Origin of the sequence: Breznakiella homolactica, from assembly GCF_016616095.2 — a bacterium.
Classification (GTDB): domain Bacteria; phylum Spirochaetota; class Spirochaetia; order Treponematales; family Breznakiellaceae; genus Breznakiella; species Breznakiella homolactica.
Window position 1 is genome coordinate 3,615,005 of sequence record NZ_CP067089.2, and the last position, 25,783, is coordinate 3,640,787.

Consider the following 25,783-nt stretch of genomic DNA (forward strand, 5'->3'; position numbering starts at 1 on the left):
ACCTCCGATGTGTTGCTTTAAAATGGGGCTAGTTTTCCGAATTTCGCCTCATAGTAAATATATCGGCAATTACGGCTTCCATCGTCATATCATAATACAAAAATCCGTAAGCCGCGGCGGCGGCAAGCACCTTTCTTCCGTACTGCCGGGTCTCGGGGTACTCAATGGTTTCCAGGAAAAGATCCTCCGGCAGCGCCGGCTCCGCCCGCCGCCAGGTCCGGACCCGGCCGATTCCCGCGTTATACGCGATCAGGGCCATCATGGGACTGTCGAAGAGGTCAATCAAATAGTTGAGGTACCACGCGCCCAGGTGCACATTGATTTCGGGATTCTGAAGATCTATGGCGCCGTTTTCCCGGTAGTCTGGGCCGCCCCGGCGGGCGATACGGCCCGCCACATCCATGGCCGTGGCGGGCATAAGCTGGGCCAGACCCACCGCTCCGGCCCATGAGGCGATATCGGGGACAAAGGCGCTTTCGGTCCTGATAAGACCGAAGAGGACTTCCGTGGGAATTTCCGCGTCCCGGGCGTTGCCTTCGATGAGCTCCCGGAAAGGCTGGGGATACAGGAGTTCCATGTCCCGCCGTTCGATTTCGTAGCCCTCCCGGCTTACCAGAGCGGCCATGATCCTGATCACCCCATCCCATTGTCCGGACTCAGCGAAGGCTTCGGCCAGGGACCGAAGTTCCCGGTTTTCCAGGCCGGGAATAGCCGGCTGCACATAGGCCGGGGCAAAGGCGGCCGCCCCGAAGCGGTGAAAATTCAGGAGGAAATCCAGTTCTTCCCGATGGGGCATGGCGGTCCGGTCCCCGGAGACTGGCCGGGCTTCTGGAACGGGGACAACGGTTTCACCCAGGATGGACGCCGCCAGGGCCCGGTAATAAAAGGAAGCGTTTCCTTCCTCAAAAGCGATTCTGAAAAAAGCCGTTTCCGCGGAAGCGCCGCCGGTATCGATATACGGCGCCGCGGCCTCGGGGGTTATATAGCCTTCCTGCAGGGCCCGTCCGATGATATAGGCGTATTGTGCAATGGTGGCGCCGTCGGTTCCATCCTTAATAAGGCTGAAAACCTTCAGAAGGGTGTCCCAGTCCCTGGAATCCGCCAGATGCCGGGATACCCGGTCGAGGATATCCGAAAAATACGGGTCCGAATGCCAGCGGGGGGCGTATTCAAAAACCAGCGCCGCCGCCCGGGATGGTGACCCGGAAAGGGTTACGTTGAGAATATACCAGATGCAGGCGTCTTCCTGTTCCGGATCCGGGGCCAGATCAAGCGCCCTGACAAACTGGGCCGCGGCTTCGCCGTAATTCTGCATCTGCCGCTCGATTCTGCCGGCAAAATACAGAAGCAGGTACCGTATGCGGGGAATATCAATGGTGAAAATGGACATGCCCATCTCCGTACCGGTACGCAGATACTGGTCCCACTGCAGGAAAAGGTCCGCCCCTTCCCGCTGGTTCTGGGTAAACTGGAAACACCGTCCCAGGTCATTCAGAAGGTCGGGATAATGGAAAAACAGCGCCGGCTGCAGGCTGAGTACGGTCCTGAACTGTTCCATACCCTGGCCAAAGGCTGAACGGGCCACGGCGAGCCGCCCTGCGGCGGCGGCGGTTTCATATTCGTTTAGTAAACCCTTTCCCCTCCGGGTTATTTCACTGTAGACCCAGCGGTGAGCCCCGCCGGGAGTCCCGGCACAGAGAAAGTCGAGGATTTTGCCTGCCGCCGCCCGGGCTTCGGGGGAAAAATCCGGTTCATCGCCGGTATCCGGGGATTGGGCCTCCAGCGGGATTGCTGTGCGGAGCTCGCCCATAAGGGTAAACGCCTCGTCCCAGCCGCCTGCGGCATCTCTGAGGGGTTCAATTTCCCCGAAGCGGCCCAGGAGCGTATACGCTGCCCTCCGCAGAGTTGCCATGGAAGGATCGTCCTTCAGGGCAGTATTGTCCTGCCGGGCCAGTTTCAGGAACCCTTCGTAGCGGTTCCGGTTTTCCCGGTCCGGTATCGGGGTTTCTGAGGAAAAGAGCAGTGGGAGCAGTTCCGAAAGCGCCGCTTCCCTGACGGGTTTTAAAGGGCTCGCCATGGCGGCGGAAAAAAGTTCCCGGGCCCGGTCCGCGTCCCCCGCGGCCTGGATCTGGAGTCCGGCGTAAAAAGTGGCGGACGGGTCAATCCGCCGGATTTCATCCATTTTTCCAATGTCCCCTTGGAGGATAAAATCCAGTTCTCCGTTTTTGAGGTGTTCACCGGCGGTTCTGCCGGGCAGTCCCAGCACCGTATCAGCCCCGCAGGACGCGAGGCTGAATATGGTGAGAAACAGAAGAATTAGTGCCGGAACAGCGTCCCTAATTTCTCGGCGGAATCCGGATCGTGGTCCCCGAAATGATAAGATCCGGGTTGCGGATATTGTTGAAACGGGCAATACGGGGGTAGAGCCAAGGGTTACGATAAAAAGCCTCCGAAATATCCCACAGGGTATCTCCCCATCGGATTTTATAGGGTACTCCCTCGGGCGGAATCGTTTGAGGAACCGAATAAGACGCTACCGGCGGGGCCGGGCGGGTCCTTCCCGCGGAAGGCCGGGCCGGAGTTTCCTGGGCCGGCACGGATGACGGCGGCGGCGCCTGGATAACCGGAACGGTGCCGGACTGCGATCCCGCCGGGGGCGTGCTCTGCCCTGTTCCGGTCTGCGCGGACGCCGAAGGCGCCGGGCCGGAACCTGTCTGCCCTGCGGGCCGTTCCGTGGTCTGCGCCGGTTTTGGAGATCCCGCGGCGGTGCCGGGTTTTCCCCGTCTCAGCTGGCACCATGCCAGTAATCCGAGGAATATCAGGATAATAAGGATAAGGACCACCAAAAGCCAGGGGAATTTTTTGCGTGATTCCTGTTTATTGACCGAAGACGCCCGCTCGTACAGCCCCTGGGGCGGCGGCTCGTGGGAATCGAGTTCAAAATCGGGTATATCGTATTCCCGGGATGCCTCATCCAGGGATTGAAGCGAGACGCTCAGGTGGTGCTGCTCTGATCCGGGCGGGGCGTCGAGATCCGTCGCGTCGGCGCTTATTTCACCTTCCGCGTTGGATGAAATTATCAGCTCGATAGAAGGATCGCCCTTGGGTTTGGGTTTGATATTTTCCACCACCAGGCTGCCGATATAGGACGCATCCGCCATGGTCTTAAGGGCGCTTTTATACAGGTCAATCTGGACGCTTTTCTGGTTATCGTGGACCGTGGTAAGAATAAGACGTTTCTTTACTGTGGATGACTCTTCCAGAATGGAGTAAAAATCCCCATTCGCAATTTTTATGCCGATAGTTGATGCCATTGCTTATACTCCTTTGTGCAGGATCCTAAAGTGCATGGGTGTTTTATTTTCGGCACAAATTCTAAAAAACCCCATTATTAGACTTTAGACAGGCATTCTTTATTTGTCAATGATGAATAATCAGGACGCCGGCATTATACCTGCCGGATCACCACAGAAGCATGGTAGGTACCGGTTCAGCGGGTCCTGTCATGGAAAAGGGTGGATGGCGGCGTGTCGGCCTGCGGCCTCGAAAGCCGCTCATCCACCCTTTTCCATGACACCCGGCGTTGCCGTTACGGGACCATGCTTCTGTGCTATTTCTGGTTAGTAATGCCGGCGCCCTGCTTTGGCGGGGGGCTGGGTGGTGGTGACAATTCCCGGGTAATTGTAGGGCTTTAGATGGGTGGAAGCGAGTTTATGTAATGATTTTCCGGCATGTGACATAATCCAGTCCTGGCAACATACTGCCCCGCAAAATTCTCCCATACCCAGCCCCCTTTTCAGGCAGGACCCCCGGATTTTTCTCTCCATGCTTCTGTGTTTTATACAATATAATGCGGGTGCCCTGAATACATACCCTTGAGCATTTTACCCTGTATACCGATAATAACAGCATGACTGGTATTGTTTCTATTCTAATGGTTGTGGTAGCCCTGGCCGTTATTGTGGTCCTATTTATAACCCTGGCAGGCCGCGCGAAAGGCGGCAGCCGTTCCAAACGCGCCAAAGGCCGGGAATCGATATTAAAAGAGGCCAATAAACGGCTCGCCCAGAACCCCAGGGACCCGGAAGCGCTCTGGGATCTGGCGGATCTGTATTACCAGGAACAGACCTGGGACAAAGCCTTTAAAACCTATGAAATGCTGATCGAACTGGCCGGATCTTCACCGGTAATCAACGAATATGAGGCAAATTTACGGTACGCGGTTTCTGCGCTGAAGCTCAATCTGAACAATGAAGCCTACAAAGGCTTCGCCGTGGCCCGGTCCCTCAAACAGGATAGTTTTGAGGCGAATTTCAATCTGGGGTACCTCGAATTTTTAAAGAAAAATTACGAAAAAGCCGTGGTTTTTTTTAACCAGGCGAAGATGCTGGATCCGGAAAACGCTCCCACCCTCCGGTATCTGGGCCACGCGTATTTCAAAATGAAAAAATACAAGGAAGCCATGACATTAATCCGCAGATCCATCGATCTCGCGCCGGATGACAAGGAATCCCTGTACACCCTGGGAGAATGTTATTACGAGCTCAACCAAACGGACCAGGCGCTGCGGATTTTCAGCCACCTGCGGCCGGACCCGGTGATGGGGCCCAACGCGAGCCTTTTCTCGGGAACCATCAACATAAAACAGCATCAGTATGAAAAGGCGATAGAGGATTTTGAAATCGGTCTCCGGCACCAGAACATCAAGCCCGAAGTTGCCCTGGAGCTTAAATACCGCCTGGCCACAGTTCTCCTTAAGCAGCAGGAAATCGGCCCGGCCCTCGGTTATCTGCGGGAAATTCAGGAGGTCAGCGCCAATTTCAAGGACGTTCCTCTGCTGCTCGCGAAATACCAGGAGCTTAACGCCAATAAAAACATGCAGATTTACCTTATGGCCCCTTCCGCGGACTTTGTGGCCCTGTGCCGCAAAATCGTGATGAATTACTTTCCCCGGGCAAAGGTTAAGATTACCAATATTTCGGTTAATAAAAATGAATGGGCGGATCTGCTGGCCGAAGTGGATACCCCTAAATGGTCGGATCTGGTTATGTTCCGGTTTATCCGCAGCCAGGGATCCGTGGGGGAACTCACGGTCCGGGATTTCCATTCCCACCTGAAGGAAGTCAAGGCGGGAAAAGGCTATTGCCTTACGGTAGGTTCCTTTACCGAAGAAGCGAAACGGTACACCGAAGCCCGGCTCATCGACCTGATCGAAAAGGACCGCCTGACCGCCATTCTCAACACGGTGGATGCCAAGGCGGCGAGGTCAGGCAGTACACCTTCCAAAAGATAAGCCCCCGTTTACTTGCTCTTCCGCCGCAGGCTGAGCCCCGCCGGTTTCCCTATCCGGGAGCTGGCAAAAACGGATACGGCCCCCATTACAATAATCGCGGGGCTGATGGGCAGATCGAAAACCAGCGCCAGTACAAATCCTCCGATATTGTTGACCAGCCCGAATACCGCCCCCCAGAGCAGGGTTTTGGAAAAATCCTTCCGCATGTTCCTGGCCGCCAGGGCGGGGAGTATGGTGGACGCGTCCGCCATGAGAGCGCCGGTGAGCCGCATGGCAAGTCCGACTCCCAAACAGACACCGATCACCAGAATGTAATAGATAGCCCTGGCGGGATACCCCGATGCCGCCGCCAGGTCCCGGTCAAAGAGCACCGCCAGTATTGGCCGGAGAAAACCGGCAATCAGAACCGGTAAAAGGACCGCCGCCGCGATGGTAAGCCGCGTTTCCCCGGTGTTTAGGGCGAGGATATTGCCCCAGAACAGGTTGAATGCCTCTATTCCGTTTATGTCGGTTTTGTAGAAAATTATGAAAGCCAGGGCCATGGCCAGAGTCATTACGAGCCCCAGCGGTCCCGACGCTGAGGCGCCGCTTTTTTCTCCCAACCGCGCTACCAGAAATCCCGCCAGGGCCGCGGCCGCAAGGGCCGATACCGTGGGATCGATGCCGAAGACCATCCCCAGGGCTGAACCGAGGAGCGCCACATGCATGACCGCGAAACGGGCGGGGACCAGCTCGAGGCACAGGATCAGTGTTCCGATAACCGGAAAGGAAATACCCGTGGCGATCAGCGCCGCCAGCCCCCGGGAAAGGGCGGGGATAGCCAGTATTTCCCGTATCATACAGTACCATCCTGGTGATGCGGCCTGGAGAAAACACGGCCATCTGAAAAATACCAGGTCAGGGAGCAGCACGCGCACAGATCGGGATCATGGGATATCAGGACGATACTGGTTTTTCCTTCTTTTATTATGGCTTCCAGGGTTTTAATGACCAGGGCTCTGTTTTCCTGATCGAGAAAAGTAGTGGGTTCATCAAGAAACAGGATATCCGGCTTTCCCGCCAGAGCGCGGGCTATGCTGACCCGCTGGTACTGGCCGCCGGAAAGCTCCTGGACGATCCACGGGGAAAGCTCCCCGATTCCGCAGGTTTCCAGGGTTTCATCAATAATAACGCTGTCTTCTTTCGAAAGCCGGGAAAAAGGCCGGGCGGTAATGTTCCGCCCCAGGGAAACCGTGTCCCGGACGGTCAGCCGGAGCGGCCCCGGCGCCCGCTGCTGGGGCACCCAGGCGGTGCGTTTAAGCGCTTCCCGGTAGCCCTTCCTGCCGGCCGGACAGCCCAGCAGGGAAAAAGACCCTTCCAAAGGAGGAATAAGACCGAGGAAGGTTTTGAGAAAAGTCGTTTTTCCGCTGCCGTTGGGGCCGCAGATCGCCAGCGGCCCCTGGCCGGCGGACCAGCTCAGGTTTATCCCGAAAACCACCGCCCTGCTGGGGTATCCCAGGGTGAGACCCTCCGCCGCGATGAGCGGGATCTCCCTGCCGGCCTGCTGAATTTGCGGGCGTTCCGCCGTATCTGTTCGGGTCATGGCTACCGGGCCGCTTCCAGGAACTGCCGCTGGTTGTAGGCAAATACATCCTCGATGGTCCGGGTGCCGTCCTTGCCGGGGAAGTTGATCAGTTCCACATAGGAAGCGGGAAGGCTTTCCGCCAGGGCCTTGCCGGATACATTGTGCCAGTTGTCGATAATTACCGCGGGCTTCAGCCGGACCAGGTTCAGCAGCGCCTGGGGGGATGATTCGCCGGGACCGAAGGTTCCCACCACTTCAAACCCGAGCCATTCCGCCTGGGTCGCCAGGAACCGGTGTACCACCGCGCGTTTGTCGGGGTACGCCGCGCTGAGCCGGTCTTTCATTTCCGCCGTCATACGGTCGAAGGAAGCCTCCCAGGCGGCGTATTCGGTTTCCGTTCCCAGAACAACCGCCACTTTTTTCGCTTCCTGTTTAAGGACCGAAGGCAGGTTATCCGTATACACCTCCAGAATCCGGGCGTTTCCCACGGTTTCTCCAAGGCGTTGGGCGAATTTTTCGTATCCCGAATATACCAGCAGGTCCGCGGAACGGGCGTTTTCGAGATCCGAAGGTTTTATATCGTATTCCGGGGGATGTTTCAGTTCCGGCGGGGCGATGGTAATGATATTCCGGGCGCCTCCGGCCCGGGCGATGGCGGCGGTCCACGATGTGGAGGCCACCACCCGGGGTGAATCCTGGGCCTCCAGCTGAAACACCCCTGCCCACAGGGACAGTACAATACCGGTCAATGCAATGGCTGACTTTTTCATGGGGTTCTCACTCTGAATACATGTGCGGATATCGGCTTTCGAACCGGCGGGAAGGAATCAAGGAATCCTGTGATGCGGCCCTTCAGGGCCGCCCCAGCAGCTTCTTGCTGCGGATTTATTCTACTACGGCAGCGGGAATTTGGCAATTCTCTAATATGTGAATTTATTGTGAAAATCCGGATTACGGGGCCGCGGTATTTTCATCCCCGGCATCATTGGTAAACAGGTATTCATCCGCACCGAGGAACCCGAAGTGGGGGTAGTGGAAGACCCGCGAAGCGGGGCTGAAACGAGGGGGAGCAGCCCGCCGGAAATAGTATCCTCAGCAGGTAAAAGCAGCAAACAACCGGGCCGTAATGGTACCGCCGGGTGTCATGTAAAAGGGCGGATGAGCGGTTTTCGAGGCCGCAGGCCGACGTACCGCCCTTTTACATGACGGGCCCCGCGGACCCGGTAAACACGGGTGCTTGCTGTTTATACAGCCTGGTGCTCCCCCGCATCCCTGAGCCGCTCCCGCAGCAGTTCCACGGTCCGTTCAAGCATTCTGCCCAGGGGCAGCGGCTCCGCTCCTACGATATGAAAATGGTCCTGCTGCAGGGGAAGCAGGATCCGTTCTCCCGGCGCCGAAAGGACCGCGTCGGCCATTACGGGGGTTATTTCACCCATAAGGCTGTTGGGCAGGACTATACCGATGGGCCCAAGGATAAAATCACCCAGCCGGGCAGAGGTTTTTATCGCGTTTTCCCCGGTGGCGCCCCGGGCCGCCCCGGCTTTGACCATCCGTTCGGTGGCGCTCGAGTTCGTTCCCAGGGCGATCAGCTCCAGGTCCGGCAGACTCAGCTCTTTCAGCCGCGCTATAAGCTGGGCTCCGACACCGCCGCCCATTCCGTCAATTACGATCACTGTCCTGTTCATAGCCTTTGCCCCTTAGTCGGTTTCCGGATCGTCGGACAGCGGAACCGCCTGACCCTGGAACGTTTCGACGCTGCTCAGTTTTCCCCGGATAGTCCGGGATTTTCTGTCCGCCAGGTCGACAGTGTCCGCCGCTTCCTGAAGTTTCTTCCGGGTCTTATCCAGGAGATCCCCGAATTTCGCGAATTCCGTTTTTACCATCCCCAGGGTCCGCCAGACTTCACCGCTCCGCTGCTCCACCGCCAGGGTCCTGAATCCCATCTGCAGGCTGTTGAGCAGGGCGGCGAAGGTGGTGGGGCCCGCCGTGATTATCCGGTAGTCCCGCTGCAGGATGTCCGTAAGCCCCGGGCGTCCGATGCATTCGGCGTAGAGCCCTTCGGACGCGAGGAACATGATCCCGAAATCCGTGGTGGAAGGCGGGGCGATGTATTTATCCCTGATTTCCCGGGCGGACAGTTTTATCCGCCGTTCCAGCATCTTTGCCGCTTCCTCGGATGCCGCCTTATCCCCGGCTTCCCGGGCGTCCATGAGCCGTTCATAATCTTCCTTGGGGAATTTCGCGTCCACCGGAAGCCACACCGGCTCGTCACTGGAATTTTTTCCCGGCAGGCGGATGGCCAATTCCACCCGTTCCTGGGAACCGGGTTTCACCGGAACGTTGAGGGCGAACTGGTCCGGGGACAGCACATCCTGAACAATGGAGATAAGCTGGACTTCTCCCCAGGTGCCCCGGTTTTTTACGTTTCCTAAAACCCGCTTGAGATCTCCGACCCCCGCGGCGAGACTCCGCATTTCGCCGAGGCCTGTCTGGACCAGTTCCAGCCGTTCTCCCACAAGCTTGAAGGATTCCCCCAGCCGGCGTTCCAGGGTTTCGTGGAGTTTTTCGTCCACGGTCCGGCGGATCGCCTCCAGCTTAAGGGCATTGTCGCTTTGGATTTCCTTGAGTTTCCGGTCCACGGTTTCCCGGAGCGCGTCGATGCGGCGGTCGTTTCCCTGGCCGAACCGGGCCAGTTCCGCCCGGATGGACGCCAGCTGGGACGCCTGGGCTTCCGCGGCGCGCCTGACGGACAAAGCCGTTTCTTCCCTGTTCCGGGCGAGTTCTTCCCGGAGGGTCCGTTCGATCCGCTCCTGGCCTTCGGCAATGGCAAGGAGCCGTTCCGGTGATCCCCGGCGCGGCCGGAAGAGCAGCACGAGGAAGACCACCAGCAATACAAAGGCAAAGGCCACGATGGCTATGAACAGCAGGTCCATGGCTTTAAGTATACATAATCACGGGACGTACGGAAAGGCGAAGCTTTACTATCCGGCTGTTCAGGTCTCAAAACCCGCGGCCGGCGGACATGGCGGAACCGGTGTATTGAATGGGATTTCGGGCTGAGATTTATTCCTGCCCGGCTTTGCCGTGATTCCGAATATCGGTCTCCGGGTGGCATTTCTTACCGCAGTATAGACGCAGCTGTGATATAATGTAAAATATGTATATGAATTACGGTATTGAATGGAAGAAACTATGCTGCCGGTGTCTGTTTTTTGTGCTGGCCTTCGGTATAACCGGATTCTCCCTCCAGGCTCAGACCCCTGAAACTTCTCTGCCGGAAGGGACTGCCTGGATTATCCCGGTAAAGGGGGATATAACCAACTCCCTTTCTACATTTGTACGGCGGGAAGCCCGGAAGGCCCTCAGTGAAGGGGCGAGCCATATCGTCTTTGAAATCGATACCTTCGGCGGCCGGGTGGATTCGGCCCTGCAGATTACGTCTTTCATCGTTTCGATAAAAAGCGCCAGGACCGTTGCCTGGGTGAACAACAGTTCCCAGTCCATGGGGGTAAGCTGGTCCGCGGGTGCCCTCATTGCCCTGGCGTGCGCGGATATCTATATGGCCAACGGAACATCCATAGGAGCCGCGGCACCGGTAACGGTAAGCGCCAGCGGTGAAACCGAAGCCACCGGGGAAAAGACCGTCGCGGCGGTCCGGTCCCAGATGGCGGCCCTGGCGGAACGCAGCGGCCATCCCGTGGGCATTGCCCTGGCCATGGTGGACCAGGATATAGAGCTCCTGGAGATTTCAGTCAACGGCAGTATCCGGGCGGCGACGGTCCAGGATACGGAGCGTCTCGAGCGGGACGCTTCTTTGAAGGTCGAACGTCTCTCGGTGATTTCCCCCGCGGGAAAACTCCTTTCCCTTACCGCCGGGGAGGCGTACAAATACGGATTGGCCAAGGGCCTCGCCGACGACCGGGAAGCCCTTTTTACGGCTATCGGTGTCCGGGGGGACGTAACCGAAAGCGCGCCCAGCCTCGCGGATACCATTGTATTTCTTCTCACATCGGGGCCTGTTCAGGCCTTGCTGATTATCGCCGGCCTTATAATGCTGTTTCTTGAACTGCAGAGTCCCGGTTTCGGCGTGCCCGGAGTTGTGGCGATAATCGCCTTTATTCTCGTGTTCGGCTCCAACGCGCTTCTGGGAACCGTAGGTTCCCTGGAGATGATCCTTTTCCTGATAGGAATCGGCCTTCTGGCGGTGGAGATATTCATACTGCCGGGATTCGGGATCGCCGGTATCTCCGGACTTATCCTGATTGCCCTTTCCCTGATATTCTCTATGCAGGATTTCATCATCCCCCGTTTTGACTGGGAATGGGGGATCCTTGGAAGGAATGTTGTGGTGGTGCTTGTCGGTCTCGTTGTCGCCATCGCGGGAATCGCGGTAATTGCCCTCATGGGACCGAAGATAAAACTGTTTGACCGGCTCACCCTTAAGGCGGCCATAACCGGAACCGCCGGCGGACCCGATCCCGATACATCCGCGGTAAAAGCCAGCGATACGTCGCAGCTTGCCATGGAGGATGAAGAGGACCTGAGCGCACTGGTAGGAAAAGAAGGGAAAGCCGCTTCAACCCTGCGGCCTTCCGGAAAAGCCGACATTGACGGCCGGCTCTACACCGTTGAAGCTGACGGAGAATTTATTGAACCCGGAGCGGCCGTACAGGTTGTCCGTGTCCGGGGAAACAGGATAATCGTTAAATCCTGCTGATTGTACCGAATCCATGCAGCCTGTGAGGCTGTACCATGAATGCAATTTTTTGTACGCCTCCGGGCAGTACTGTTAAGGAGTAAACTGTGGGTTATCTTGTTCTGCTGATATTTGTCGGGCTTATCGCCCTGGGTTTCCTGTTCCTCTTTTTCCGTTTTTTCGGACTCTGGTTCAGGGCTCTGCTTTCCGGTGCCTCCGTGGGTATGGGAAAGCTCATTGGTATGTGGCTCCGCCACGTTAATCCCGGGGTTATTGTCGATTCCCGGATCATGCTTTCCAAGGCCGGCATTGAAGTTGACTCGGATATGCTGGAAACTCACTTTCTTGCCCGGGGTGATGTTCTCAAGGTAAGCCGCGCCCTGGTGGCCGCCAACAAGGCCAATATTCCGCTGCCGTTTCAGCGGGCCGCCGCGATCGACCTCGCCGGCCGGGATGTCCTTGAGGCAGTGCGGACCAGCGTCAACCCCAAAGTGATCGACTGTCCGGATCCCACCAAAGGGAAGGTCACCATCGATGCGGTTGCCAAAGACGGTATCCAGCTCCAGGTAAAAGCCAGGGTTACGGTACGGGCCAATATTGAACGGCTCGTCGGCGGCGCCACCGAGGAAACAATCATCGCCCGGGTCGGAGAAGGTATTGTTACGACCATCGGTTCTTCGGAAAGCTATAAAAAGGTTCTCGAAAATCCCGATACCATCTCCAAACTGGTGCTTGGGAAAGGCCTCGACGCGGGAACGGCTTTTGAGATTCTTTCCATCGATATCGCGGATATCGATGTCGGCGCCAACGTAGGCGCCAAACTCCAGGCCGACCAGGCTGAGGCTGATAAGCGCCGGTTCCAGGCGGAAGCGGAAAAACGCCGCGCCGCCGCCCAGGCTCAGGAACAGGAAATGCTTGCCCTGGTCCAGGAAAACCGCGCCAAGGTTGTGCTCGCGGAAGCGGAGATCCCCCTGGCTATCGCGGAAGCTTTCCGAAACGGCCACCTGGGGGTTATGGATTATTACCGGCTTAAGAATATCCAGGCCGATACGGATATGCGTTCCTCCATCGGGACCTCCGGCGACAAATAAACTATGGAAGGTTTGTTCGACACCATTATTACCTTCATCCCCATCGCGATAATTATCGCCGTGCGGATCGCTGCGTCTAAAAAAAAGCAGAACGACGAGAAGAAGGAAAAAAAGGAGAGCACTTTCGCCAAGTTTATGGCTGACAAGATGAAGCCGCCCGAAAGTCCTCCTGCCCGGGGGCACTGGGAAGAAGATACCGATGATGACGATGATTTTTCTCCCTTTGCCCTGTCCAACGGAACCGGAACGTATTCAAAAACGGTTTTTTCCGGAACCGGAAAAGAACCGGTGCCTGTCCGTGCCAGTCCCGTAAAAAATGACTGGGAGTCCATATCCGAACCATTGTCAGAGTCAATGCCGGAATTCGTCCGTGCTTCCGTTTCCGCGGAAGCACGCTTAGCGGTGCCGGCAAAACCCGTTCCTGAAGCCGATGTTTCTCCTCAGCAGGAGCGGTCCCGCAAAGGCGCTTCCCTGCCGGAGAAACTGGAATCATTGACACCGATGCAGCGCGCCGTTGTCATGGCGGAAGTTCTCGGTCCGCCCAAAGGCGCCTGACTGCCGTACCGGACAGGAATTCCTGTCCGGTAATGGCTTCACCCAGATGGTAAAATATTCTGCCCCCGCTGCGATAGCCGGTTTCCTGTTTCTGCTTTTCTTTTCGTGTACCGCGCCGAAAAACGAAATACATCTCCATGACCGGCACGGGCTGTCTTACCCGCTGATACGGGAATATACCCGCGGTAAATCCGCGCCTCTGCTGGTGCTCATCGATTACCACCATGACGCCGGTCCTCTTGCTGACGGCCTTGTAACCAGCTTCAACTGGGCGGGAACCTTGCTTCTTGAAGGAAGCGTTTCAGGAATACTATGGGTCCCCGGGGTTTCCCTGCCGGAGCATCAAAAGCAGCAAAAGGCTGAATGGCTTGCGTCCAGTCTGAACCGCCTGCCGCCCGGTGACAGCGCGGATATTCTGGATCGAACTGGAATTTACGGCTGGGATGAATTAATCCGCATGAAACTTAAACAGCCCGCAGCAATCAGCATTGATCTCGATTTTTTTACCCTCAATGGAATTGGCGACAGCTCATTTATAAAGCAGGCTGCTGAATGGACGGCCCTCAATAATTCCGGCCTGGTAACGGTTGCGCTGTCCGCGGCGTATCAGAAAGATCCCGGGACCGCGTGGAAACTGCTGGAGGAATTTATCCGGGTTTACCCCGCGGACAGGACTGCATGGTTCCTTGAAGCGGACGGTTCTGATGTGTACCCGGAAAGCAATGAAGAGCGGAAAGCCTGGGAGCAATGGACAGAGCGGCAGGATGTTTTCCAGGGATTAGTTTACGGCTTCTATCCCGGTGAAACCCTGTGGATCAAAGCCCCTGCCGCGATTCGCGCGCTGCTGTGTGCGTTCAATATCCAGCCCGGGGATGATCCGGCGGCAGCGGTCCTGTCTTTCTGGAAAAGCCCGGATCTCGCGGCTCTTGAAAAACTATATCCGCCGGAGCGGATAGCGGATTTGTTCCGTACCGCCGCGGCCGGAATAGAAGACGCGTGGGCGGACAGAACCGCCGCGTATCCTGACCAGGCTTTCGCTTCTTTTGGTACCGCGGTCAGGCTGACGGACGGTACCGGGGACCGGGGCTGCCTGGCGCTGTATTCCGGGGTGTCCGATGCGGAAGCATCGGTCCGTTACTGCGCGTATGAAGCGGCGCTGGATCCCCGGTATATTCCGCTGCTCCCGGATGCGCGGGAAACCCTCGATGTGGAACTGTCCTTTTTCGGTGAATGGCGTGACATGGCCGGACCCTATGATTTCAGGCCCGGTATCGACAGCCTGCTTGTCACGGGCGGCGGCGAAACCGCCTTCCTTCAAGCCGGCGCGGCCGCGGACCGGATGGCCGAAAAGGAAGTCTTCCTCAGGGTTCTCCTCCGCAAGGCAGGAATTTCCGGGTCTCCGGAGGAATCCGGTCTGGCATTCAAAAAAGCGGAAACCCTTACCTTCCGCCGCCGGCTGGATCTTATTGAGTAAGGACCGGAAGACCGCCGCCGCCAATTCGGTTTAAACATCATTCCCAGAAATACGAAAAGAAATAACTGGTAATATCATCCTCCTGCTCCCCTGACAGCCGGTATGAATCGGTATGGTACAGGATACAGCTGCGGGTCCGCGGCGGCAGAAGACGGGCCAGTACATATATACCCGGAACATTGTCGCAGACCACGGCATACCATGAACGTGCGGAGGGTTCTGCAAAAAAATGTTCCGTCTTCGCGTCGTTCGCGGCGGTTGTTTCCCGGCCGCCGTGGTGTGAAAAATCCGTGGAGATCAAAAGAAAAAAATCATCCTTTGATTTTTCGCTGAAATACGGAGAGAGGGCGGCGGTTAATTTTTCCGCCATGGGCTGGTTGAGGGGTGCGTCCCCGGTATAGGCGATACAGACAGCCTCCGCTTCGGGAAAGTACCGCGCGATATACGGCATCAGCGTTGAGACGCCGTGCTCGTAAGCGAAAACCCGGTCATCCCCGGAGACGTCCAGTTTCCGGGATACATCCCGGACGATTGTACCGTTTGACCTCACATCCCCGGAACCGGTCCGCCAGCTGCCGGCGGTCAGGGAAAACCGCTCCGTGGAAAGTCCCCAGTGGGAAGGGCTCAGAATGAAGAAAACCGAAACCGTCCTTCTGGCGGCTAGTTCCCTGAACCACGCGTCGATGAGCCGGTCGGCCAGGATGTGGTGGCTTACCGTTCCGGCCCAGGGCACCGCGTCCTGCGGCGGCCGGTGCAATACCGGCGCAGACGCTGTCTTTCCCGGCAGGTCCCCAAGGGATTCCCAGGTATGGAAAAAAACCGGCTCGGCGGTTTCCTGCTTTTTTTCGCATGAAACCGCGCCGCAGAAAATCAGAATCCCCGCGGCGGCGGCAAAAAATTTCCGGACTGTCACTTCTGGGGCTTCGCCGGCGGCAGAAGTATTCCGTTCGTCCAGAAGGGCATGTATTTAGCCATATTGGTTTTGTCCGCGTATACGATGGATTTCCATGTTTCATTGGTCATGCGCTGGGACATGGGATAATTAAATTCAAAATAACTGAAACAGTACCCCATGGCGATCCGTTTGCCTCCCTGGGCATCGTTGAGCGGTATATACATCCGGTAGGGAATCCCCACGGCGGTTTCCAGTACCATTCCCAATTCCCCGTTGGTAAAGACATCCGCCACCAGCGCCATCCTGAACTGCTCGGTATCTTCCGCGTAGCCGCCCTGGGGTTCCTGAAACAGCACCATCTGGGCAAGCTCCAGGGGAATGGTCGGTATCCACCGGAGTTCCTTTTCATCTACCGGTTTGTTGTCAAACTCGGCCATGGCAATGCCGAGAGCCCGTTCACAGAGCCGGGAAAACCGCTGGAGCACCGAAGCGGTTCTCTCATCCAGCATATTGTATTGGGCAAGGGTTCTGTGGAGTATGTTTACGGACTGGACGGTTCCCCGCCAGAACGGGAGGTTCGGTTCAATATAATGAGCCGGGTGGGGTACCGGCTCGGTCCTGAATGTCGCTTCGTCATCACCGCCGGCCCGTTCCGCGTAGGACTGCTTCACATACAGAATCGTATCATGCCGCAGTTCCGCCCAGGTTCCGTGGGAGGCAAGCATGGACTTGATCCCCCAGAGGGGTGACTCGGTGAAATAAAACCCCGACCCGCTTTCAAACTGCGCCTGGGTTTTTATCTGACTCAGAACGGAATTGTAATAATTTCTTGTCCAGAACGTTTCATCATAAGAATCGAATTCCTTTTCCTGTTCATCCAGAATTTCCTTGAGACCGTCCATCACGGGATAATCGGAAAGTTCCAGCAGGGCGTCGGCGGTTTTTGATCCGAAGGCCTTCATGATATCCAGGCCCCGCACCATATCCCGGGGCATAAAACGGGGAGGGGAAACCGCGTGGTGTATTCCCGAATCATAGGTGAACCGCTGCCCGAACAGCCGCCATCCCATGGGCGGTTTCCGGTCTTCTCCGTCGCTGGGGCCCTTAAAGACTGATCCTCCGGAAAGCGCGGGCGGCCGCAGTTCACGGTGGGCTTTCGCGCCGAATGCCAGCACGGCTTCGGGGTCCGCGGCCCAGGATGAAAAGTCCCGGATGTTTTCTTTCTGCCAGAAGGGCAGGATTTCCTTGAAGCTTAAGTCATCGGACTCACCGATCAGCGCCGTAATCGGATCGAAAAGACTCTGCCATTCTTCATACAAAGCCGGATTATCCGCCGCTGTTTTCGTCAGAAGCATTGCCGCGGGGATCATTCCCAGGGCAAGTTTTACAGAATCGTCTTTTTCCCAGAGGGGCTGATTAAGCCAGTCCGGATTCTGGCTGCGTTCCGGTGAATCCGTTCCGCCGATGGCCGCGCTGCCGGATGCGGCAGCGACGGCAGGATCTGTCACGGAAATCAGAAAATGAATTCTTCCGAACCACATCATGGTCCGGAAATACGCGGCCAGGATGCCGTTCTTCGTGTAATGGCCCCGGAGGATATATTGTGAATAATCTTCCTCCAAGACCGCGCCGTTTTTAAACGTAAAGACCGGAGACGGGGAGAAACCTTCAGCCGCGTCGATTTTTGCGATCTCCTGCCGCACCAGATCGGGGTACCGGGATAAAACCTGTTCCCGGTCTTTGTCCCGGTACGTTGTTTCGGACCGGCCGTAACGGTCCTGCTGCTCAATCTTTTCCGGGGCCAGGTCCAGCAGCGCTTCGGCGACCTGGAGATACAGGACTGCCTTTTCATAGGTTTCGGAGAAACCGGAATGGTCGGTTCCCGCGAGGCCGGCTGTATAATTTTTCATCAGTTTTTTTAGACGGGGAACGAAGAAGTCTTCTTCCAGGGCCTGCATTATCCGGTCAAACAGAATGTGCTGTCCGTGCGCGGCCAGATCCGTTGTAATAAAGACCGGTATGCGCCGGTAGGTATTATCCGAATAGGATGAGTAACTGGTTTTGTAGAGATCCATATACAGCGCTATCAGATCATCCGGTTTGTCGGCGCTGAGGCGGTATTCATTTTTCGTAACTTCCTGGATTACAAGCCGGTTTTTTTCCAGGGCTTCCCGGACTTCTCCGGGCAGGATACTGTATCCGCTTATCGGATAAAAGCTGTCGAACCTCCCTTCGGTGCTGTACAGCATGGCCGCGATCCTGTTCTCTGTTTCCGATTTTCCAAGCCCATAGAGGTCGGCGCCGAATACGATTCCGGGTTCGCCGTTGTATTCGGTAGGGTAAAACCAGTTAAAGTTGTCTTCAAACGTAAAAACATTAAACCATTCATACTGCGAGGTACGGTTCACGATTTTATCACCCGTTATCGGGAGCAGCGTCCCTATGGGAACAGGTATCCCCGCCGGCAGGGTTTCCAGATCAGTGGGGCTCGATACCGTGACGTTCGGGAAGAAGCGGCATTTACTGCTGCCGACAACCGCTGTTTTTTTGCCGGTCTCTTCCAGGCCGGGAATATCCGTGAATATCAATTCTTCTCCCAGATATTCCCGATGCGCCGCGGTTACGGGATCGGCAATGGGCGGAAGCAGCAGAGCTGAGAGTTCGGGAATATTTTTCTGCGGACGGTTGGCCGTTCCGTCGCGGGACTGATCCTCCTGCGGAACTTCCTGGGCAGAGTCCGTGTCCATGCTCTGGGAAGTGTCCGGCGGCTTCGGGCCGGAGTCCTCTTTGCCGCAGGCTGAGACGCACAGTACCGCGATGATACAGAAACAATAGGATAACCGCTTCATATTCATTACTAACCCCGCTTCCGGATGTGTTTCAATGTAAAAAGGCTATAGTACGTTCATTCCATTGTCAAGTTTTCCATTGTTGATTGTTGCCCGCAAAAATTTCAGGATACGGTTCCATTCTGAAGAGGTTATTCATTTTCGTGAAGTGAAATACTCATTTGCTTCCGCGTAGGAATTTCTGCACGGTTTGCGATTTTTTCTGCCACATACAGCAGATCGCCGAAGGGTATATCCTCCCCGTCCGGATAGCCCAAATCATAAGCTATCCCCGCGCTTGAAGTCGCCACAGCCTTAAAGCCCTGTTTTTCAAACACATAGGCGCTGCCGGCGTTCCGGGCATTGGGAAGCACAAACATTTTGTTTTCCCTCTGCATGGCAGAAAAAATACACCCCTTCTCTTTTTGTTTTTCGGTTATCATTGCAGCTCAGCCTTTTCTTTTTTTCGTTTCGTTTTAAAAGCGATTGATTTTATGGGTAGAGGCAGTCAAAAATTTGCTTTCCGCTTTCGGTGCGAAAAATATTTTGACGGACTTTCTTTACGGCTTCCGGCGGCATTTCGTTTTCGAAGATATTTACCAGAAAGTCAGCTTCAACCAAAATCTGGTAATCGGGTCCATCGATATTGCCGTATGTATGGTGATGGGCGATAAGGTAGCAGACCCGGTCTGTCACGTCCTTTTCATAACCTAACGCTTCCAGCATGGGCTGTGCTATCGGCGGCCCCTCGATTTGCTGATAATTACCCGCGCCGCTGCCATGTTTTTCAAGACTGACTCGTATGCCTATGTCGTGGACAACGGCGGCGGTCTTTAAAATGCAAAACGTTTCTTCGTCCAGATTTTCCATCCGTCCTATCTGTTCTGAAAAAGATAGTACCTTCAAAAAATGCTGTATACGCTGCGGACAGCCTTTTTCATATTCCATCATCTGCAGCAATAAATTTACATGTCGGTTCATTTATATACTTCCTTGTTCCTTCCTGTATGGCATTTAAGCGGACGGGCTTGCCTGCGGCATGCCCCGGTGCGCCGATCATAAACCGCCGCGTTGATAATATAAAAATAGTTTACAGCGCCGTACCTTTTTTAGGTACAAACATTCCGGACAAGTCAACGCCCTCTAATTCAAGCAGCGTAATCTTCATTTGAACGCCGCCGGAAAAGCCGGTCAAGCTGCCGTTTGAACCGACTACCCGGTGGCAGGGAATGATGATGGATATGGGATTGTGTCCGACCGCGCCGCCGACAGCCTGACTAGACATGCTGGGCTTGCCCATTTTTGCCGCCATTTTTTTAGCAATGCCGCCGTAAGTAAAAACTTCGCCGTATGGGATTTCACGCAGGATGTTCCAAACCTCCTGGCGGAACTTGCCTCCGATGGGCGCTAAGGGTAATTGGGAGCTGCTGGGTTTTTTGCCCGCAAAGTACCGGTCCAGCCATTTTTTTGCGGAATCGAATACCGGTATATTGTCCCGTTCTGTCATGGTTTCGGGTACGGTATCTCCGAAGTATTTTTGTCCTTCCGTCCATAAACCCACAAGATTGCCGCCGTCACATGCAAGCATAATTTTTCCAATTGGGGACTGATAGGTCGTTGAATAGTACATTTTACGGTTCTCCTTATAAGGTGTTCCAGAGATTGACGGTGGCGTAGCTGCGCCACGGCCGCCAGGCTTCCGCCATTTCCAGCAATTCCTTTGATGTGAATGACGGCAGCGCTTTTTTTACGCCGACGTCGGTTTCGAGAAACGCGTCAGGCCATTCCATGGCCCGCATGGCGATATACTGCGCTGTCCAGCTCCCGATACCGCGGATCCCCATCAGCTTTTTCATTTCTTCTTCCGGCCGGGCGCAGAGGTCAACGTCAATGTCCCCCTGTGACAATGCCCGGGCCAGTTCAAAAATGGTATTGGAACGCGCGGAAATAACCCCCAGTTCGCCGAAATTATTGGTAATATTTTCACCCATAGCTAATACGTCTTCGGGGGTTGGGAAAACATGGGTCAAACCTTCAATCCCGGTTTGAATCGCGGTCCCGTAGTTTTCAACAATTCTTGCGGCCAGCGTGCCTGCGGCTTTTACCGTGATTTGCTGCCCCAGCACCGCGCGCACCGCCATTTCGAAGGTATTAAAACAGCCGGGTACCCGGGTTCCCAAAGTACAAAGTCCCGGCCGGATGTTATTCATTGTCTGGAGCGTTTCATGTACCGCGGTTGGGTCGCAGTATAAATCAAACAGGTGCCGTACCCGCGCCAATACCTGCGGGAGGACCGGCAGCAGTGTTTCACTGACCGTGACGCTCAGGGCGTTCTGTTTCGGTTTGTGGCCTATCCGAACCCAGCCGTAAACACGTTTTCCCTCCGCGTTTTTCAGATCCACGGTGCGCATGTACTCACCGTCTTTCACAAGCTCTATCCCGGTGATCGCCCGTCCCGCAAGGAAGCGGAGCATTTCTTCCCAATGATAAGGCGGGCGGTAGCCCAGCGCCAGGGTAATATTGCCGCTGCGGTCTTTCTCCTCCGGCACGCGTTTTCGCAGCGCCGTGGGTGAAAGATTATAATGTTTTTTGAAAAGATCGTTGAAACGGCGAAGGCTGCCGAAGCCGGATGCCATGGCGACTTCCAGCACCGGCAGGTTTGTATCCGTAAGCAGATTCTTAGCGAGAAGCAGCCGGCACGTTTGCAGATACTGAACCGGTGATACATTGTATTCCGCCGTGAATACACGCCGCAAATGCCGGCCGGTATAGCCCAGCTTCCCGGCTATTTCCTCCAGGCTCTGCCCGTTTCCACAGGTTTTCTCCAGCATCCTCGCCGCCCGGCGGACCAGATTAGCGTTGGCGTCGGTTATGGAAGTTCCGGGGGCAAGCTCGGGCCTGCATAAAAGACACGGGCGGTATCCCGCCTGTTCCGCCTCCGCCGCGGTTGGGAAAAAAGTACAGTTTTCAGGTTTAGGCTGCCTTGCCCTGCACACCGGACGGCAGTATATCCCTGTGGAGGATATTCCGACGAAAAACCGTCCGTCAAAACGGGCGTCTTTCGCCTTAAAGGCGGCATACAAACCGCTGTCCTTTTCTGTCACATTTCGCCCCTCTTTTTGATTCTGACTTTATTATATCATGGTCCGCTTATTATTCTCGCTGTTTTCGGACATGGTTTTTATACGGATATTACCCCGTTTCGTCCAATGTATACAGCGGGAACGGCGGCGCGGCCAAAGGCTTTACCGCAATGGACATGAGTACGGTCTGGCTGTCATCCGCCGCGATCCTGTTGGAGCTGAGAACCCCGCAGGACCTGCACCGGTGAATAACTGCCCACTCACCGTCTTTGCGGACCCATACGCTGATGGGGTCCATAATTCCCCTGCACAACGACGCGCGGTCCCCCGGTTCGTCGTCAACGTGTACGCTGGACAGACATTTCGGGCAATGGTTGCGGTGTCGGCTCCCCGCGCCTTCCGGAGGAACGGGGGTCCCGCATACTTTGCAGGTAAAACTTTCAGCGCAAGCCGAATGCCGGTAATCGATCTTAGGCTCATGACTGGAAGCGGAATCCGGGGCGTTCATCTTTTTATAAGCCTCATACCGTTCTCTCTTAATCAGTTTTTTTCTGACCCCTTCAATAACCTGGCATTCATCTTCATATATATGGCGGCAGTTTCTGAAACGGCAGTTAACCGCGTGTTCGGCTATCTCATGAAAAACGGTGTTTCTCTCTTCCTCTGTAATATGCTGCAGCGCGAAGTCACGGAACCCGGGGGTGTCGATCCACATCGTTTCTCCGTTTCCCCGCAGCAGGGAAACGGCATTGGTACTTACGGGTTTGCCGCCGCGGGCTGCCGGTCCAGTCCGGCCCTTTACATGTCCGTTAATCAGCGTCGTTTTGCCGCAGGACCTGTCTCCAACCACGAGTACGGTTTTACCTTCAGTTTTTTCGGCTAAATCACGGTGGTGGTCACCGGCAGAACCGGCGATAACAAAGTTTGAAACAGACCGGTACAATTCTATTTTCGGCAGCAGCGCTTCCTGTGCGCCTCCGGTGATTTCGTCCCATTTGCTGATGAATATGCCGATCTCGATATTGGCCCTTCCCGCGGCGATGATTGCCGCTTCCGGATAACCGGCCTGGTTCATCAGATAGTCCGCCGGTACAACAACGAGAAGGATTTCCGCGTTTGCGGCGATGAGTATTTCTTCACCCGGTGAGCGCCGGTTCCCGCGGTACACCGCTGTTTTTCTCGGCAGTATGTGTAATGCCCTGTACTGGCTGTTTCCAATATCTTCCGCCTCTATCCAGTCTCCAACGGCCAGTTTGTTTTTGCCGGAAAGAATATCGCCGGTTAACGAACAGGAAAGTTCTGAGTGTTTTGAAAGTATCTTCGCTTCCTTGTTCATGATATTGGTTACGATTGCCCTAACGGCCGCCGTACTGCCCCTTTTCATTGTCTTCTCCTTCCGCGTAATTACAGACACACAGGGTATGTCTGTAATTACTAGTATAAAATCCGCGGCCTCTCTGGAACAACCGAATAGACGTTTCGTAAATAAAAAAGCGCCATGATCTTTCACGGCGCTTTTCAGTAAATGTATGGGTTTATCCACCCCCTTTATTTTCTCCTGCTGATAAATCTTCCCAGCGCTGCCGGGCGATTATTTTCTGTACGCTTTTCTGCGACAGGAAATATACCCCGGCAAGTTCACGGGCAGACATTCCTTCAATATAGTTTTTGTATATTTCTTCATTTCTGCGCAAAACAAATTCTTTGCTTCTGGTGTTCTCCCCCCAAGTCTTTCGGTTGGATTCCTTTCTTGGAATGTAAATATATTCACCGTCAACGTAATGTTGTATTTTATCGATAATCTCCCGGGGCAGAACATCCGCTGCCTTGATATAGCTCATTAGCTCACTCCTTCTGATTGTGTATGCAAGGATTGAGCAAAGGCTGTTCATCATATTTTTTACGTTATGCGATAGCCTTTGCTACTGCATAACCACGGTCGGACGGTACATAAAAAATTCTCCCTATATGTTTATTCTCTTGCCGTAAATTTTCTGACAAAAAAAGCAGATAACCCTACCGTGTAGAATTATCTGCTTACTGATTGGAATACTTACAGGAAGGGAATTACATAAATCCCTCTTTTTATGTTGCATCAGCCGTTAATTCCGCGGCTGTTATATGCGCTGGCAAACCCTTATGAAACAGGCGGCCTGAGTGTATTTATCCAATTAATAATAACAAAAATAATTCCACGCAGTACTGCAGCGTATTATTGATTGTTACTTATTACCGGACAACGGACACAAACCTACCTCTCTTCAAATGGTTTAAGGCATTGTAGCAAAGCAGGGCGTAAACTGCAAGACGTGTTTAACGTTTTCCCTTTATTTACTGTAATCCACCCCTCTTGAGGGATCCACCGGAACAGGATATTGTTGCAGAATGAATATATTCATTCCTCACCAGGAGGTTTGCCGTGGCCCGGATATCAAAATCACCGGAAGAAAGAAAGCAGGAAATTATTACAACCGCTTTGACTCTTTTTGAAGAAAAGGGGTATGAAAATACCACCATCCAGGATATTGCGGAACGGATGAATGCTGCCCAGGGATTATGTTACCGGTATTTCAAATCCAAGCAGGAGATTTTTGCGGCCAGCTCGGATTTTTATGCACAGAAAGCCGTTGAGAATATGCGGCAATCCATCCGCGGAACCGTTGACGCAATTGGTAAATTCAACGCGGTTATTCAATCGCTTTTAACCTACGCTGCAGCCCACGGTGAGTTTGAGTCGTCATATAGGGATGTTCCGGAGATCAGCGCCGAACGGATCAGGCGGATCGCGGTTCATATCTCAGACATCCTGATACCAATTGTGGAGCAGGGACAGCGGGAAGGTGTTTTTCACTGTGACGACATTTCCGGTACAGTACGGATACTCTCCTACGGTATAATCAATCTTATCCACAGTGAAATGCCTAAAAAAAATGTGCCGGAACATATTGTGTCTTTTGTTCCCACAATCAGGAGAACCTGTAAAATCCTTCTGGGCAGCGAAGAAAACCGCCTGGGAAGAGGCTGGGGCAAGCGGTAGATTCGGGAGCAGTTTTTTCCATTGACATAAACGTATACCATATACATAATAGTGAATGAATTCATTCACTATTATGTATAAAAGGAAAAGGTATATACCATGTATTTAGGCCTCACACACGTATTCTGGTATTTTCTCGGATATGGACTTGTCACATCCATGGTGATGTTTTTTGTTCCCGCGGAGAAGCGCAGGAAAATTCTCACCTTTGCCAGGCATGGATCATTTGCAGAAAAAATGTTTGCCGCTGTCAGTCTCGTTTCCCGGTATGCCATGATGGGGCTTTCCCTGTTTATTCCGGTTTATCCCAGAGGGATTGCCTTCATCGCCGGAAATCTCCTGTACTGTGCCGGCCTCATACTGACAAACCTCGCAATGTGGCAGTTTTCCAGGGAGGAAACCGATAAGCCGATAACCTGGGGGCTGTACAAGGTCTCCCGGAACCCGATGCAGGTTATGGTTTTTGGTATGTATTTGGGGATAGCGCTTATAGCGGATAACGGCTGGTTCTGGCTGGCGGCGGCCATCAATATTGCAGCGTCATACCCAATGTTCTTTATGCAGGAACGGTACTGTACGGAGCGCTACGGTGATGAGTATCTGGAATATATGAAAAAAACTCCCAGGGTTTTACTTGTCCGGGGCGGGAAGAAATAAATATGTCAAGTATCAAGAAACCCATCCTCTTTTTCTTTCTGGTTTTCCTTGAGCTTTCCGGTTTGTCCGCGGATGTTCCGGTCACCCTGGAGATCCGTAATGTGGTTCGTGACGGTGGAACCGTATACGCGGCCATTGCCACTGGGGAGGAATTCCGCAGCAAATCGCCGGGACTGCGTTTTGAAATCTCCCCTGACAGTGAAACCGCGGTTCTGGACGTGTCCGTGCCGGAAGGGGAGTATGGTATCACCGTTTACCAGGACCGTAGCGGAAACAACCAGCTGGATACGGGGTTCCTCGGCATTCCCAGGGAACCGGTTGGTATGTCCAACTATGACGGCAGGGGAATACCGGGAGGGTTTAAGAAAATAAAGGTCCCGATACACAGCAGAACCGGGACAATTACCATCCGGCTGTATACGTTCTGATGGTATGTAAAAATCACCGCACCCTGGGATCTCCGCTTAGCCAGGCCTGGTTCCAGCGGATCATCGGCAAGATTGTAGAGATATCCCGTACCCAGCACCCCCCGCACAGGCAGGACCCCCGGACCCGGTATCCCATGCTTCTGTGTCGAGTACTATCTTAATAATGCAGGTACCCTGCGTTT

The 25,783-nt window shown here is 54.6% G+C and carries 23 protein-coding genes; 8 read left to right on the forward strand and 15 right to left on the reverse strand.

Features of this window, described 5'->3' with window-relative positions:
* Window positions 1-28: 28 nt before the first annotated feature.
* A complete protein-coding gene (locus tag JFL75_RS16340) occupies window positions 29-2,266 on the reverse strand; it encodes a flagellar assembly lytic transglycosylase (RefSeq protein ID WP_223292679.1) in 2,238 nt (745 codons plus the stop codon).
* Between the two features lie 70 nt (window positions 2,267-2,336).
* Window positions 2,337-3,314 (reverse strand): Hsp70 family protein, encoded by a 978-nt coding sequence (locus tag JFL75_RS16345; RefSeq protein ID WP_215627742.1) that lies wholly within the window; start codon window positions 3,312-3,314, stop codon window positions 2,337-2,339.
* 596 nt (window positions 3,315-3,910) lie between these two features.
* Between JFL75_RS16345 and JFL75_RS16350 the strand changes: the two genes are divergently transcribed.
* Window positions 3,911-5,293: a tetratricopeptide repeat protein gene (locus tag JFL75_RS16350; protein ID WP_215627743.1), complete on the forward strand. Its 1,383-nt coding sequence runs from the start codon at window positions 3,911-3,913 to the stop codon at window positions 5,291-5,293.
* Between the two features lie 8 nt (window positions 5,294-5,301).
* Here the strand turns inward: JFL75_RS16350 and JFL75_RS16355 are convergent, their stop codons facing one another.
* The 5 genes from JFL75_RS16355 to JFL75_RS16375 form a co-directional block, all read right to left on the reverse strand.
* On the reverse strand, window positions 5,302-6,132 hold the full coding sequence (locus JFL75_RS16355) for a metal ABC transporter permease (RefSeq protein WP_215627744.1): 831 nt from the start codon (window positions 6,130-6,132) through the stop codon (window positions 5,302-5,304).
* Complete coding sequence (locus JFL75_RS16360) at window positions 6,129-6,875, reverse strand: ABC transporter ATP-binding protein (RefSeq protein ID WP_215627745.1); 747 nt, start codon at window positions 6,873-6,875, stop codon at window positions 6,129-6,131. Before JFL75_RS16360 ends, JFL75_RS16355 begins: the two co-directional genes overlap by 4 nt.
* 2 nt (window positions 6,876-6,877) lie before the next feature.
* Window positions 6,878-7,627: a metal ABC transporter substrate-binding protein gene (locus JFL75_RS16365; protein WP_215627746.1), complete on the reverse strand. Its 750-nt coding sequence runs from the start codon at window positions 7,625-7,627 to the stop codon at window positions 6,878-6,880.
* Between the two features lie 474 nt (window positions 7,628-8,101).
* Window positions 8,102-8,542 (reverse strand): DUF3842 family protein, encoded by a 441-nt coding sequence (locus JFL75_RS16370; protein ID WP_215627747.1) that lies wholly within the window; start codon window positions 8,540-8,542, stop codon window positions 8,102-8,104.
* Between the two features lie 12 nt (window positions 8,543-8,554).
* Entirely contained in the window at window positions 8,555-9,790 is a 1,236-nt protein-coding gene (locus JFL75_RS16375; RefSeq protein ID WP_215627748.1) for a DNA recombination protein RmuC, read from the reverse strand.
* 230 nt (window positions 9,791-10,020) lie between these two features.
* On the opposite strand from JFL75_RS16375, the gene JFL75_RS16380 reads away from it, so the two are divergent.
* From JFL75_RS16380 to JFL75_RS16395, 4 genes are all read left to right on the forward strand, one after another.
* Complete coding sequence (locus tag JFL75_RS16380; protein WP_215627749.1) at window positions 10,021-11,574, forward strand: NfeD family protein; 1,554 nt, start codon at window positions 10,021-10,023, stop codon at window positions 11,572-11,574.
* Window positions 11,575-11,660: 86 nt separating this feature from the next.
* Window positions 11,661-12,644, forward strand: coding sequence for a flotillin-like protein FloA (gene floA / locus JFL75_RS16385; RefSeq protein ID WP_215627750.1), 984 nt, complete (start codon window positions 11,661-11,663; stop codon window positions 12,642-12,644).
* Between the two features lie 3 nt (window positions 12,645-12,647).
* On the forward strand, window positions 12,648-13,199 hold the full coding sequence (locus JFL75_RS16390) for a hypothetical protein (RefSeq protein WP_215627751.1): 552 nt from the start codon (window positions 12,648-12,650) through the stop codon (window positions 13,197-13,199).
* A gap of 46 nt (window positions 13,200-13,245) precedes the next feature.
* The gene (locus tag JFL75_RS16395) at window positions 13,246-14,673 is read left to right on the forward strand and encodes an AMMECR1 domain-containing protein (protein WP_215627752.1); all 1,428 of its coding nucleotides are present in this window, start codon (window positions 13,246-13,248) and stop codon (window positions 14,671-14,673) included.
* 37 nt (window positions 14,674-14,710) lie between these two features.
* Here JFL75_RS16395 and amrB read toward each other — a convergent pair whose 3' ends face one another.
* From amrB to JFL75_RS16435, 8 genes are all read right to left on the reverse strand, one after another.
* Window positions 14,711-15,586 (reverse strand): AmmeMemoRadiSam system protein B, encoded by an 876-nt coding sequence (gene amrB, locus JFL75_RS16400; RefSeq protein ID WP_223292680.1) that lies wholly within the window; start codon window positions 15,584-15,586, stop codon window positions 14,711-14,713.
* Window positions 15,583-18,423, reverse strand: coding sequence for a DUF3160 domain-containing protein (locus JFL75_RS16405; RefSeq protein WP_215627753.1), 2,841 nt, complete (start codon window positions 18,421-18,423; stop codon window positions 15,583-15,585). The genes amrB and JFL75_RS16405 overlap by 4 nt, the downstream gene beginning before the upstream one ends.
* 125 nt (window positions 18,424-18,548) lie before the next feature.
* Complete coding sequence (locus tag JFL75_RS16410) at window positions 18,549-18,794, reverse strand: isocitrate lyase/phosphoenolpyruvate mutase family protein (RefSeq protein ID WP_215627754.1); 246 nt, start codon at window positions 18,792-18,794, stop codon at window positions 18,549-18,551.
* 94 nt (window positions 18,795-18,888) lie between these two features.
* Entirely contained in the window at window positions 18,889-19,377 is a 489-nt protein-coding gene (locus JFL75_RS16415) for an HD domain-containing protein (protein WP_223292682.1), read from the reverse strand.
* A gap of 109 nt (window positions 19,378-19,486) precedes the next feature.
* Window positions 19,487-20,026, reverse strand: a complete 540-nt coding sequence (locus JFL75_RS16420; RefSeq protein ID WP_215627755.1) for a methylated-DNA--[protein]-cysteine S-methyltransferase — start codon at window positions 20,024-20,026, stop codon at window positions 19,487-19,489.
* A 13-nt stretch (window positions 20,027-20,039) separates the two neighbouring features.
* The gene (locus JFL75_RS16425) at window positions 20,040-21,500 is read right to left on the reverse strand and encodes a DNA-3-methyladenine glycosylase 2 family protein (protein ID WP_215627756.1); all 1,461 of its coding nucleotides are present in this window, start codon (window positions 21,498-21,500) and stop codon (window positions 20,040-20,042) included.
* Between the two features lie 88 nt (window positions 21,501-21,588).
* Window positions 21,589-22,863: an RNHCP domain-containing protein gene (locus tag JFL75_RS16430; RefSeq protein ID WP_215627757.1), complete on the reverse strand. Its 1,275-nt coding sequence runs from the start codon at window positions 22,861-22,863 to the stop codon at window positions 21,589-21,591.
* A gap of 151 nt (window positions 22,864-23,014) precedes the next feature.
* Window positions 23,015-23,374, reverse strand: coding sequence for a CD3324 family protein (locus JFL75_RS16435; RefSeq protein WP_223292683.1), 360 nt, complete (start codon window positions 23,372-23,374; stop codon window positions 23,015-23,017).
* Between the two features lie 524 nt (window positions 23,375-23,898).
* Here JFL75_RS16435 and JFL75_RS16440 point away from each other — a divergent pair.
* The 3 genes from JFL75_RS16440 (at window position 23,899) to JFL75_RS16450 (ending at window position 25,601) form a co-directional block, all read left to right on the forward strand.
* A complete protein-coding gene (locus JFL75_RS16440) occupies window positions 23,899-24,516 on the forward strand; it encodes a TetR/AcrR family transcriptional regulator (RefSeq protein WP_215627758.1) in 618 nt (205 codons plus the stop codon).
* Between the two features lie 99 nt (window positions 24,517-24,615).
* Window positions 24,616-25,173: a methyltransferase family protein gene (locus JFL75_RS16445; protein ID WP_215627759.1), complete on the forward strand. Its 558-nt coding sequence runs from the start codon at window positions 24,616-24,618 to the stop codon at window positions 25,171-25,173.
* A gap of 2 nt (window positions 25,174-25,175) precedes the next feature.
* Entirely contained in the window at window positions 25,176-25,601 is a 426-nt protein-coding gene (locus JFL75_RS16450; protein WP_215627760.1) for a DUF2141 domain-containing protein, read from the forward strand.
* Window positions 25,602-25,783: the final 182 nt, after the last annotated feature.